Source organism: Epilithonimonas hispanica (assembly GCF_003385395.1).
Classification (GTDB): Bacteria; Bacteroidota; Bacteroidia; order Flavobacteriales; family Weeksellaceae; genus Epilithonimonas; species Epilithonimonas hispanica.
On sequence record NZ_QNUG01000059.1, the window covers coordinates 1 to 12,176 of the forward strand.

Here is a 12,176-nt window from a genome sequence, read left to right on the forward strand (position 1 = left end):
AGTAATTCGTTTAAATATTTGAATGTTAGATACTTAAATATACGAATTATTGCTATTTTACACAAATCTTATTTCTATTCTTATCCCGAACTCAGGTTAATTAATTTCTTTTGTGACTTTTGTGGTTTCAAAAAACCAAAATGGCATCGAGAAAACTCCCGATGCCATTTCAAAACAAATATAAAAACTTTAAAAAAACGTCTTATTAAAAAGAAACTGTCAGCTTACTGAACACATATCTACCATTCTGTCCAAATTGTGCTGTGGATCTAGAATAGACAAATTGGTCATTGTTAGATGATGCTGCAATGTTTCTGGTTGGATAGATATCAAACAAGTTATTAGCACCAAGTGTTAGGTTAAAATTCTTACTGATGTCATAACCAATGGATAAATCGGTAATAATTTTGTCTGTAATCAATTGATGTTCATTTGGAAGAATCACACCATCAAAATTAGCATCTACGACATCTGCCCCGTGAACTTTTCCATAATAAGTGTTTCTCAAATAGAAATTAAAATCGTTCCATTTCAAGTTATTAGAAAAACTAGCTTTGATTTTTGGAACAGAATCCTCCAGATAAACTCTAGATCTTTCACCAAAATAAGAAGTCTCCAATCCTGCATTTTTCAACAAATCTGAAGCATGGATATCTCCTACTTTTTTGGTCTCGTTAAAATTGATAGCAAAATCATTATTCAATTTAACTGCACCTAGGTTAGCGTGATGGCTAATAACTACATCCAGACCTTTGGTTTCGGTATCGATGGAGTTGGCAAAGAACTGAGCCGCATTTACATTTGCATTATCAAACTCTGCATTCACGAGTCTTTGCTCATCTGTTGTTGGGTTAGAAAACCTACTAAACTGGTCTGTCAATACAATTCTGTCATCAATTCTGATGAAATAAGCATCTGCAGTAATATTCAAATTCAATGATGGAATTTTATAGGCAAAACCGGCGCTCACAGATTTGGATGTTTCTTGCTTCAATTTAGGAATACCAAAACCTTTTGCAATAGCAGAATCATTACTGAAAGTTCCTACTTCTCTCAAATTACCATTTACAAATTGTGTAGATGTTGTGTTGTAATAAATCTGATGAATAGAAGGCGCACGGAAACCTGTAGAACCAGCAAAACGGAAGTTAAGATCTTTTGATAATTTGATTCTTGAAGCCAATTTATAATTGAAAGTTGAACCAAAATCAGAATAATCCTCATAACGCACCGCCGCATCTACCAAGAACCAATTGGTAAAATTAAATTCCACATCCGCATAAGCAGCGTAAGCATTTCTATTTCTATCTGTTCTATTAGCTTCTCGGAAACCTGCAAAAACCTGAGAACCACCTGCAAGTGCAGCTCCAAAGAAGTCTGTTGGATTAACCGAAGTTGCTGTTTGTGGATTACCATTCACATCATAAGCTGTGTAAGAAGCTTCCTCTCCTGGATTGATCTTAAAATTCTCGTGACGTTGTTCTGCTCCGAAAGCGACATTAAGACCTTGGAAAACATCGAATTGCTTACTGAAATCTAAATTAATTGTATTTTGTAAAAATTGCAATCCACCAGCTCTGAAAGAACTTGGAGAATTGAATCTCAAACTCGTGTTCCCTGTATTTTCTATGGTATAATCAAAACTGTTTTGACCAAATGTATTACTGAAATCTACATTCCAACCGTCCCATTTTCCTTTAACACCTGCCGATAATGACAAATCCTGAATCTTCGTATGGATCTCTGGCAAATATCCATCCAAATACAAACCTGTAAAAGTCCTGGATTGATTTGGTCTTCTGAAGAAACCACCAGACTGTCCGTCACGGATTGAATACCCTCCAAAAGTATAAACTTTCCAATCGTCATTCAAAGGCACTTCTATATTAGCAAATAGCTGATGATTATTCAGTTTAGACTGTCCCACTTGCATGTTGAAGTCTTTTCTAGTTTGACCTCTGTATGCCAATTCCTGATCAGTGTAGTTAGCTCCCAAAAGTCCTTGTAAAGCCGTAATAGAATTAGCATTCTGGATATTATTCTGGAAACCAGAGTCAAAATAACCAACACCCTGAGCATACTGATGAATTAGGTTTACGAAATCTTGCTCACCAGCCGTACCTTTCAAGTTATTGATGTTGTTGAAGTAAGAAGAAAGATTGACTCCGTTTTCGGATGCTCTTTTTTCGATAGCATTGTATGCGTTGTAGATGTTTCCACTTTCTGTTCCTGCTCTCCTAGTAGGATCACGGAACTGGGAAGACCAAGTCAGGTTATAGAAACCACCTTTGTTTCCAATCTTGTTTCCGTAATTAAGATCCACCTGATACTGTTGTCCATCATAATTTCCTGTATGGTCTTTGGCAGCATTGGTAAGATATCCTCCATAATTTAGCTGTCCTGTCAGTTTTCCAGTATCTCTTTTTAATTGTAAGTTCATTACACCAGCAATGGCATCAGAACCATATTGCGCAGAAGCACCGTCTCTCAAAACTTCAATTTTACTTAAAGCAAAAGCAGGAATGGCGTTCAGGTCAGTCCCAACAGTTCCTCTTCCTGGTGCACCGTTTACATTAACCAAAGCTGATGTATGTCTTCTTTTTCCATTAATCAAAATCAAAGTCTGATCTGGTCCCAATCCTCTCAACTGAGCAGGGTCCGAATGGTCAGAACCGTCAGCATTGGTTTGAATGGTTGAAGTAAAAGATGGCGCAATTGTATTCAGTATTTGATTGATGTTGGTTTGAGGCAAACTTTGCTGAATGTCTTTTAAGTTAAAAACATCCACAGGAACGGGACTGTCCGCTTTGGAGCGTCCACCACTTCTAGAACCTACCAGAACAACTTCTTCGATTTGTTTATCAGAAGTTGTGTCTTTCACTGGTTTGGTTTCCTGAGCTTGGGTTAGATAGATTCCTGAAAAGAAAACTACGGCTGTAGATACCACAGCTCTTTTACTAGAATTAAACATCGATTTTTGAATCATATTTTTAAATTTTACGTTTTATACAAAAAAAGAAAACTTCTCCCAGACAAGTCTGAAAGAAGTTATATTGAGACGGCATTACAACCGCAATTAAACATTTTCAACTTATCTTTCCTTTTTTCAAAGGCTGAATGTAACACCTTACCAAAGTGGCAGGTTGTTAAGACTTCAATAGGTCAGTTCCCTCGGTCTTTCTTAATAAGTATGACAGCAATTAATTATCACAGTGCAAAAGTATAACAAGAATTTTTCTTCAGCAAATTTAATTCATACTATTTTGATATAATAAATACCATTAACATTTAAAGAACTAATAATGAATCTTTTATTTTATCAAATTTTTAAACCAACAGCAAAACTCAAAACAAATTATAAAAATTACTAAAATCTCAAATTATTCTCATATAAATTACGACTTTCATAATTTCCGCAATAAAAACTTTTAAAATAAAAATTTCAATTTTTTAAGACATTTCTTCGGGTCTTCTTCGGGTTTTGTTCGGTTGTTCTTCGGAAAAAGAGCTAATTTTCCGAAGAACCCCCGAAGAAACCTAGGAAAAAAGCAGAAAACAATCGTTAAAACATACAAATAGTACAAAAATATCATCGGTAAAAAAAACATCCTTTTTTATCACAATTCATATTATATTTTAAGATAATTGATTCTAAATTTTTAATTTTGAGGAATGTATAAAACGATGAAAAAAAAGCTAGTTGTACTTTCCGGAGCAGGTATCTCTGCAGAAAGTGGGATAAAAACGTTCCGAGATTATAACGGTCTTTGGGAAAATCATCGTATAGAAGATGTGGCTTCGCCCGAAGGTTTTGCACGCAATCCAAAACTGGTTTTGGATTTTTATAACGCCAGAAGACAACAGCTAAAAGAAGTAGAACCCAATACGGCGCACAAATTGCTTGCAGAATTGGAGGAGTATTTCGATGTTCATATCATTACACAGAATGTGGATGATCTGCACGAGCGAAGCGGTTCTTCCAAAATCATACATCTGCATGGCGAGTTGACCAAAGCAAAATCTGTGAATGAGAATAGTAAAATTGTTGATTATACAGATGATATCCAAGTAGGAGATCTGCACCCAGATGGTTCGCAACTCCGCCCACACATTGTTTGGTTTGGAGAGATGGTTCCCGAGATGGACAATGCGATAGAGATAGCCTCCCAAGCAGATTTGTTTTTGATCATCGGGACCAGTATGCAGGTGTACCCTGCCGCTTCTGTGATCCGATATGTGCCTGAGCATTGTGAAGTTTTTGTCATCGATCCCAATCTTGACAATCCTAATTCTTTTACCAAGAATGAGAATTATATCAAGTCCTCGGCAACAGAAGGAATGAACCATTTGAAAGAAATCTTAATCAAAAAATATCAATGAAACCACAAAAGGCACAAAAGCTTTTGATGCAATCAATATTCTAATAAAAAAGGGGTTACAAAAGGCTTATTTTAGCTTTAATCTCATAAAATCAAGCATGTTACATGCTATCTTTTGTGACTTTTGACTTTGTCGAATCTTCGATTTGTGGTTAATCAATAAAAATATATAAACTATGCAGGTAGAAATCAGAAAACTAAGTATCGACGATTATGATGAGCTGGCAGAAGCCATGCAGAAAGCCTATCCCGAGATAGATGACAATGTCTGGAGCAAACGGAATATCCAAAAACTGACCTCCATTTTCGCAGAAGGGCAAATTTGTATTTTGGTGGACGGAAAATTGGCAGCGGCGGCGTTATCAATCATTGTTCAGTACGAATTGTTTGGAGACCAGCACACTTACAATGAAATTACAGGGAACGAAACTTTCAACACGCATAGCAATAATGGGAATGTCCTTTATGGGATCGAAGTTTTTGTAGATCCGGAATTCCGGGCATTAAGATTAGGAAGAAGACTTTATGATGCGAGAAAAGAACTGTGCGAAATCCTTAATCTAAAATCCATTATTGTTGGTGGAAGAATCCCGAATTATCACCTTTATAGCAAGGAATTACTACCAAGACAATACATCAATAAAGTCAGAAACAAGGAAATCTACGATCCGGTTCTGAGTTTCCAAATCGGGAATAATTTCTCGCCGGTCAAAATCCTAAAAGGTTATCTTAAAGGCGATACAGAATCTGAGGAATATGCAGTTCTTCTCCAGTGGAACAACATCTATTACACGGCGAAGAAAAATACAATGCAGGATAGTGTAATTCGTCTTGGATTGATCCAATGGCAGATGCGACCTTTGAAAGATCTAGAGGATTTTTACAAGCAGGTTGAGTTTTTCGTAGATGCTGTTGCAGGTTATCAATCGGATTTTTGTCTGTTTCCGGAGTTATTCAACACACCTCTATTGGCACCTTTCAATCATATGAACGAGCGCGAATCTATGGAGAAACTGTCTGAATTAACGGAAGAAATAAAGCAAAAAATTTCGGAATTCGCAGTAAGTTATAATGTGAATATCATCTCCGGAAGTATGCCAATTTTGGAAGATGGAAAATTATACAATGTTAGCTATCTCCTACACAGGGACGGAAAAATTGATGAATACCGAAAAGTTCACATCACACCGAATGAACGTAAATATTATGGTATGACGGGCGGAAACGAAGTCAAAGTCTTCGATACAGATTGTGGGAAAATCGGCGTCATTATTTGTTATGATGTTGAGTTTCCAGAACTTCCGAGATTATTGGCAGATCAGGGAATGAAAATTTTATTCGTTCCTTATCTTACAGATACTCAGAACGCTTACACGCGTGTCCGTCACTGTGCTACTGCCCGAGCCATCGAAAATGAATGTTATGTCGCGATTGCAGGCTGTGTGGGAAATTTGCCAGGTGTTAATAATATGGACATTCAGTTTGGACAGGCTGCTGTTTTCACCCCTTCGGACTTTGCATTCCCATCCAATGCCATAAAAGGTGAAGCAACACAGAATACCGAGATGACACTGATTGTGGATGTAGATTTAAATCTTTTGAAAGAGCTGCACCACAACGGCGCCGTGAGAACATTGTCTGATCGCCGACAGGATCTCTATGATGTGATTCTGCGACATCAGGATTAATTTAATTTTATATCCGGATTAAACATCCATCCAAAATTTTCATCTATTTTTTTTTATTATATAGACTTTATGAAAAAAAATATTTAATTATTGTAGGATTATCGATTTCAACCATCACTCAGGCACAGATTGGCGATGTTTTTAGCAGTATCATTAAAGATAAAACAGGCATAGATCTTACGAAAACAAAAACAGTAACGCCTACGCCAACCAATACGACAAGTGCTTCCAATGCCAATATCAATGTTGGTAATCTGACTCAGACCAGGATTTCATCCGGATTAAAACAAGCACTCAATCTTGGCGTAACAGAAGGTGTCAAAAAATTGGGAGTAACCGATGGTTTTTATAAAAATGAATCGGTAAAAATTCTAATGCCTGAAAAACTAAGAAAAATTGATACAACTCTCAGAAGTTTGGGAATGGAAGTTTGGCGGACCAAGGGGTGAAGCTTTTGAACAGAGCTGCTGAAGATGCCGTAACAGAAGCGCGCCAATTTTTGCCACTGCAATTACATCAATGACGATTACGGATGCAAAAAATATTCTTTTGGGAAGCAATAATGCCGCAACCAGCTATTTACATGCAAAAACTCAAAGTCAGCTGTTCACAGTATTCCAACCAAAAGTAAAAGCTTCTTTAGGAAAAGTTGGCGCAGATACAGTTTGGAGGAATATCCTTTCGAAATACAACACGTTGACAGGACAAGCTGTAACCACTGACTTGAATGAATATGTAACTACAGAAACCATCAACGGCGTTTTCAAAATGGTAGCGGAAAAAGAAACAGGAATCAGAAATAATGCAGCTTTGAGGACGACTTCTATTCTACAACAGGTTTTTGGTGCAGTTAAGAAGTAATAGATAGATATCAAAAATATAAAACTGTTGTAAAAAGACAGTTTTTTTACAAATTAATATCATACTTATTTGGTAGGATAAATATTATTTATATATTTGTCACATAAAACGTTCTACAAAAGAACAACTTATCAAGAAAGGTGGAGGGATTTGACCCTTAGAAACCTTAGCAACCTGCTAATTATGGCAAGGTGCTACATTCAAACTCAAAAGAGGAAGATAAGTCAAAAAGATAATTTCAATTTTAGATTAGTACTCTTTTGACTTGTAACCCAGAGTCAAAAGAGTATTTTTTTTAAAATTAAATTTAAATATATGAGTCAGTTAAAATTTGAAACTTTACAGTTACACGCAGGGCACGATATAGACAATACCAACTCTAGAGCAGTACCCATCTATCAAACAACTTCTTATGTTTTCAACAATGCAGAACACGGAGCTAATCTTTTCGGATTGAAAGAGTTTGGGAATATCTATACAAGGATAATGAACCCAACAACCGATGTTTTCGAAAAAAGAATTGCAGCTTTGCACGGTGGTGTAGCAGCTCTAGCCGTTGCATCTGGTCACGCAGCACAATTTATTGCAATTACCAACATCTTACAATCTGGAGATAATTTTGTAACGTCTCCGTTCTTATATGGCGGTTCTCATAATCAATTCAAGGTTAGCTTTAAGAAGTTTGGAATAGAAGCTCGATTTGCTAAAGATGACAATCCAGAAGATTTTGAAGAATTGATTGATGAAAATACCAAAGCTTTATATCTAGAAACCATCGGAAATCCTACTCTTAATATCCCAGACTTTGAAGCTATTGCTGATGTTGCAAAAAAACATAACATTCCTTTGATTGTTGACAATACATTTGGAGCTGGTGGATTTTTATTTAAACCTTTTGATCATGGTGCCAATATTGTTGTAGAATCTGCTACAAAATGGATTGGCGGACACGGCAACTCTATTGGTGGAATCATTATTGATGGTGGCAATTTTGATTGGTCCTCGGAGAAATTTCCGCTTTTATCACAACCATCCGAAGGTTATCACGGTTTGGTATTTTCTGATGTTTTTGGAAAAAATTCTCCATTTGGGAACATTGCATACATCATAAAAGCAAGAGTGGAAGGTCTTAGAGATTTTGGTCCGGCTATTTCTCCATTCAACTCATTTCTTCTGTTACAAGGCGTAGAAACATTGTCATTAAGAGTAGAAAGAACCGTAGAAAATGCTTTGAAAACTGCTGAATTTCTAAAAGATCAGCATCAGGTAGAAAAAGTATTTTATCCCGGTCTGGAAAGCTTTCCAGATCATCAGCTTGCAAAAAAATATTTTAAAAATGGGTTCGGTGGCGTTTTATCTTTTGAACTGAAAGGAGGAAAAGAAACTGCCGTAAAATTTATAGACAATCTAAAACTATTCTCAAATCTTGCTAACGTAGGAGATTCAAAAAGCTTAGTTCTTAACCCAGCTTCAACTTCTCACTCTCAACTTTCTGAGGAAGAACTCAAAAAATCTGGTTTAGCGCCTGGACTTGTACGCCTTAGCCTTGGCATAGAGCATATTGATGATATTCTGGAGGATATTAATCAAGCATTACAAAAAACTTTTGACCAATAGTTCATAAACAGATTACAATACAAACTACTACTTTCTTTTATAAAAAGGAGCTTCATCTTAGAAGTTCCTTTTACTTTTGTTGTCATTCTAATTAAAACGACATCTCAGGAATTTCTCCTTCAATAATTAAATCGGCTTCTGTAGCTTTTACAATATCTTCTACCGAAATTCCGGGTGCTCTTTCCAGCAGTTTGAAACCTTTATCTGTGATTTCCATAACCGCTAATTCTGTGACTACTTTTTTGACACAATTCACACCTGTTAGAGGAAGTGTACATTTCTTCAGAATTTTGGATTCTCCGGCTTTGTTAACGTGCATCATCGCTACAATGATATTCTCTGCAGAAGCAACCAAATCCATTGCACCACCCATTCCTTTTACCATTTTCCCAGGGATTTTCCAATTGGCAATATCACCGTTTTCGGAAACTTCCATTGCACCAAGAATTGTCAAATCCACTTTTTGGCTTCTAATCATCCCAAAACTGAAAGCCGAATCAAAAAAAGAACCTCCGGGAAGAATTGTGATCGTCTGTTTTCCTGCATTAATCAAGTCTGCATCTTCTTCTCCTTCATAAGGAAAAGGTCCCATTCCAAGAACCCCATTTTCACTCTGGAATTCCACCGAAATATCCTCTGGAACATAGTTAGCAACCAAAGTCGGAATCCCGATTCCAAGGTTGACATACATCCCGTCTTTCACTTCTTTGGATATGCGTTGCGCGATTTGTTCTTTTGTAAGCATAGTAAAATGTTATACTGCAATATATATAAATTCTGCTTTACACAAAAGTACGATTTGTGAAAAGCTTGCTTACAAAATATTAGCCGTGTTTTTTACCACATAGGCACATAGATTTTTTTGAAAAACTAAGAAGAAATAGTTTCTTTTCAAACTCTATTTTCCCCTTTCAAGAAAGACATTTCTATGTGCCTATGTGGTTTTATTAATCTCAGATATACTCTTAGTCAATATTATTTCTGAACCAATCAGATTTATATCATTAAATTTGCAATTCTAATTATGAAGACATTATTACATTACCTAAAACCACATAAATGGCTGTTGATTGCCTCGTTGGTTTTATCCGCTATAAATCAGGTATTTTCATTATTTGCACCAGCAATCACAGGGAATATACTGGACCAACTCGTAACGCATCCGCATTTTTTTGATAAAGAAAAACTTTTACCTAGAAATCTAAATCAGTTTCTTTGCGGAACCGATATTTATCACGGAGCATTTTACTTTTTAGGATTACTGATAGGAACTGCAATGGTCAGCAGAATTGCAAAAGCATTTCAAGATTACGCTGTGAATGTCATTACTCAAAAATTCGGGGCTAATATTTTCACTGATGGATTACAGCATTCTATGGCTTTGCCTTATCAGGAATTCGAAGACCAGAGAAGTGGTGAAACGTTGTCTATTTTAACCAAAGTAAGAGAAGATTCGGTGAAGTTTATTACCAATTTCATTAATGTCTTTTTTGGGATTTTGGTCAGTATCATTTTCGTTTCGGTTTATGCGATTCGATTGCATTGGTCTATAATGCCGGTTTATATTGTCGGGATTTTTCTGATTGCATTTGTGACAAATCTTTTAAGTAAAAGAATCAAAAATATTCAAAAAACGATTGTTGTAGAAACTACAAGTTTAGCAGGAAGTACAACCGAAAGCTTGAGAAACATCGAGATTGTAAAAAGTTTAGGTTTGACCAAACAAGAAATCAAACGTCTGAATAACAATACTTACAAAATCCTTGGACTGGAATTGAAGAAAGTAAAAAGTATTCGTTCCTTAAGTTTCATTCAAGGAACAATGGTTAATTTTCTTCAACAGTTGATTACTTTGACACTTTTATATTTGATTTTCAGAAATATCGTAACGCCGGGACAATATCTGTCATTGATGTTTTATGGATTCTTCATTTTTGGTCCGATGCAGGAAATTGGGAATATCATTATTTCTTATCGTGAAGCCGAAGCATCTTTGAAGAATTTTGATAATCTGATGAAAAAACCAATCGAACAAAAACCTCTGACGCCGAAACAAATCGGTGCGATTGAAGAGTTGGAATTCAAGCACGTTTCTTTCAAACATCAATCCGCTCAATATAAAGCTTTGAATAACATTTCGTTCGATGTCAAAAACGGAGAAACGATCGCGTTTGTAGGTCCGAGTGGTTCCGGAAAAAGTACATTGGTTAAATTATTGGTTGGATTATACAGACCTCAGGAAGGTGATATTTTCTATAATCAAATCAATGGAAAAGAATTTGACTTTGATGAATTGAGAAATCAAATCGGATTTGTAACTCAGGACACGCAACTTTTTGCAGGGACTATCAGAGAAAATCTTCTTTTCGTAAATCCAAACGCCAGCGAAGAAGACATCGAACTCGCTTTGAAAAAATCAAGCACTAAAACTTTATTGGAACGTGCTGAGAAAGGCATCGAAACAGTCATTGGCGAAGGTGGATTGAAATTAAGCGGAGGCGAAAAACAGAGAATTGCAATCGCAAGAGCATTACTCAGAAAACCAAACTTATTGATTTTTGACGAAGCCACTTCTGCTTTGGACAGTATCACGGAAGAAGAAATCACTTCAACCATCAAAGATATTTCTCAGCAAAAAGAACAAATCACCGTTCTCATTGCGCATAGATTAAGCACCATTATGCACGCAGACCGAATCTATGTTTTGGAACGTGGACAAGTTATTGAAACCGGTTCTCACGAAAACCTAATTGCAGAAAAAGGTTTGTATTATGCAATGTGGAGACAGCAGATTGGGGAGAGGAAAAGTTAGATTCAGTAGAACACCAATATAATTCATAATTTTTATGTCAATTTGTACAAAATGTAATTCAGAAGAATTTGAAGATATTGATTATTTCAAATTTTGTAAAGTCTCGAAATGCAAAAAATGTAATCATAATAGAGTTGACTATTTAGATACTTGTTGTAAAAATCCCGACCTAATAATTAGACATTTCCATAGTAATAATAGTATTACAACTCTTTATCATCAATGTAAAAACTGTGCTGGATGTGACAAAACTAACAAACTGAGTCATAAGAAATATTCAAAAGATATAGATTCAGAATTTAATTATGAAGGATTTGAAAATTGGAAACAAGAAAGAGAAAATGAAAAAAATAAAATTTATAATCTTATTATAATAAATTCAAATTACTTGAATTCTAATAAATATAAATATTATAAATATTTAGAATCTATTGAATGGAAAATAATTAGAAATGATCGAATGAAAATTGATAATTACTTGTGCCAAGAATGTCTAGAGAGAAGCGCGGAAGAAGTACACCATAAAACTTACGATAGACTTTTCAAAGAAAATTTAGAAGATTTGATTTCAGTATGTAAACCTTGTCACAAAAAACTACATCGTTTGCCTTAGAAAAATAATATTTTTTTTTATAATTAACCCGTAGTGCATTATAAAAAAGGTTACTCATAATACGGAAATTTCGTATATTGTATTGACTATCAATCTAATACGTTATGAATAACCTAGATGCAATTTACGATTTTATTTTAAAGGAATTAAGAAAATTAACCATCAAAGAAAATTTTTATTTCAAACCAATTAAACCAAAATTATCT

At 35.4% G+C, this 12,176-nt stretch carries 9 protein-coding genes, 1 pseudogene and 2 riboswitches; of the genes and pseudogenes, 8 read left to right on the plus strand and 2 right to left on the minus strand.

Annotation, left to right across the window (positions count from 1 at the left end; translation table 11 throughout):
• Positions 1-205: 205 nt before the first annotated feature.
• Positions 206-2,986, minus strand: a complete 2,781-nt coding sequence (locus DRF58_RS16540; protein WP_116036993.1) for a TonB-dependent receptor plug domain-containing protein — start codon at positions 2,984-2,986, stop codon at positions 206-208.
• Positions 2,987-3,088: 102 nt separating this feature from the next.
• A riboswitch (SAM riboswitch) is annotated at positions 3,089-3,191 on the minus strand.
• A gap of 493 nt (positions 3,192-3,684) precedes the next feature.
• Between DRF58_RS16540 and DRF58_RS16545 the strand changes: the two genes are divergently transcribed.
• The 5 genes from DRF58_RS16545 to DRF58_RS16560 all read left to right on the plus strand — a co-directional run bounded on the left by DRF58_RS16545 (position 3,685) and on the right by DRF58_RS16560 (position 8,545).
• Positions 3,685-4,380 (plus strand): SIR2 family NAD-dependent protein deacylase, encoded by a 696-nt coding sequence (locus DRF58_RS16545; RefSeq protein WP_116037003.1) that lies wholly within the window; start codon positions 3,685-3,687, stop codon positions 4,378-4,380.
• Between the two features lie 175 nt (positions 4,381-4,555).
• Entirely contained in the window at positions 4,556-6,067 is a 1,512-nt protein-coding gene (locus tag DRF58_RS16550) for a carbon-nitrogen hydrolase family protein (RefSeq protein ID WP_116036995.1), read from the plus strand.
• 269 nt (positions 6,068-6,336) lie between these two features.
• Positions 6,337-6,516 (plus strand): DUF4197 domain-containing protein, encoded by a 180-nt coding sequence (locus DRF58_RS18970; RefSeq protein WP_262510778.1) that lies wholly within the window; start codon positions 6,337-6,339, stop codon positions 6,514-6,516.
• 70 nt (positions 6,517-6,586) lie between these two features.
• Positions 6,587-6,928, plus strand: a complete 342-nt coding sequence (locus DRF58_RS18975) for a DUF4197 domain-containing protein (RefSeq protein WP_262510777.1) — start codon at positions 6,587-6,589, stop codon at positions 6,926-6,928.
• Positions 6,929-7,053: 125 nt separating this feature from the next.
• Positions 7,054-7,154, plus strand: a riboswitch (SAM riboswitch).
• A gap of 89 nt (positions 7,155-7,243) precedes the next feature.
• Positions 7,244-8,545, plus strand: coding sequence for an O-acetylhomoserine aminocarboxypropyltransferase/cysteine synthase family protein (locus tag DRF58_RS16560; protein WP_116036996.1), 1,302 nt, complete (start codon positions 7,244-7,246; stop codon positions 8,543-8,545).
• A gap of 91 nt (positions 8,546-8,636) precedes the next feature.
• Here DRF58_RS16560 and DRF58_RS16565 read toward each other — a convergent pair whose 3' ends face one another.
• Positions 8,637-9,290: a CoA transferase subunit B gene (locus DRF58_RS16565; protein WP_116036998.1), complete on the minus strand. Its 654-nt coding sequence runs from the start codon at positions 9,288-9,290 to the stop codon at positions 8,637-8,639.
• A gap of 279 nt (positions 9,291-9,569) precedes the next feature.
• Here DRF58_RS16565 and DRF58_RS16570 point away from each other — a divergent pair, with 279 nt between their 5' ends.
• The 3 genes and pseudogenes from DRF58_RS16570 to DRF58_RS19285 all read left to right on the plus strand — a co-directional run.
• Positions 9,570-11,357: an ABC transporter ATP-binding protein gene (locus DRF58_RS16570; RefSeq protein ID WP_116037000.1), complete on the plus strand. Its 1,788-nt coding sequence runs from the start codon at positions 9,570-9,572 to the stop codon at positions 11,355-11,357.
• Between the two features lie 34 nt (positions 11,358-11,391).
• Positions 11,392-11,970 carry a hypothetical protein gene (locus tag DRF58_RS16575; RefSeq protein ID WP_116037001.1) on the plus strand — a complete coding sequence of 193 codons (579 nt, stop codon included), beginning with the start codon at positions 11,392-11,394 and terminating at the stop codon, positions 11,968-11,970.
• A 104-nt stretch (positions 11,971-12,074) separates the two neighbouring features.
• Positions 12,075-12,176, plus strand: a pseudogene (locus DRF58_RS19285) (IS982 family transposase); the annotation flags it as partial.

What these genes read in the sequence shown, in the direction of transcription:
- DRF58_RS16570 (WP_116037000.1), top strand. Translation starts at nt 9,570, where the DNA reads ATGAAGACATTATTACATTACCTAAAACCACATAAATGGCTGTTGATT.
- DRF58_RS16550 (WP_116036995.1), top strand. Translation starts at nt 4,556, where the DNA reads ATGCAGGTAGAAATCAGAAAACTAAGTATCGACGATTATGATGAGCTG.
- DRF58_RS16545 (WP_116037003.1), top strand. Translation starts at nt 3,685, where the DNA reads ATGAAAAAAAAGCTAGTTGTACTTTCCGGAGCAGGTATCTCTGCAGAA.
- DRF58_RS16565 (WP_116036998.1), bottom strand. Translation starts at nt 9,290, where the DNA reads ATGCTTACAAAAGAACAAATCGCGCAACGCATATCCAAAGAAGTGAAA.
- DRF58_RS18975 (WP_262510777.1), top strand. Translation starts at nt 6,587, where the DNA reads ATGACGATTACGGATGCAAAAAATATTCTTTTGGGAAGCAATAATGCC.
- DRF58_RS16575 (WP_116037001.1), top strand. Translation starts at nt 11,392, where the DNA reads ATGTCAATTTGTACAAAATGTAATTCAGAAGAATTTGAAGATATTGAT.
- DRF58_RS16540 (WP_116036993.1), bottom strand. Translation starts at nt 2,986, where the DNA reads ATGATTCAAAAATCGATGTTTAATTCTAGTAAAAGAGCTGTGGTATCT.
- DRF58_RS16560 (WP_116036996.1), top strand. Translation starts at nt 7,244, where the DNA reads ATGAGTCAGTTAAAATTTGAAACTTTACAGTTACACGCAGGGCACGAT.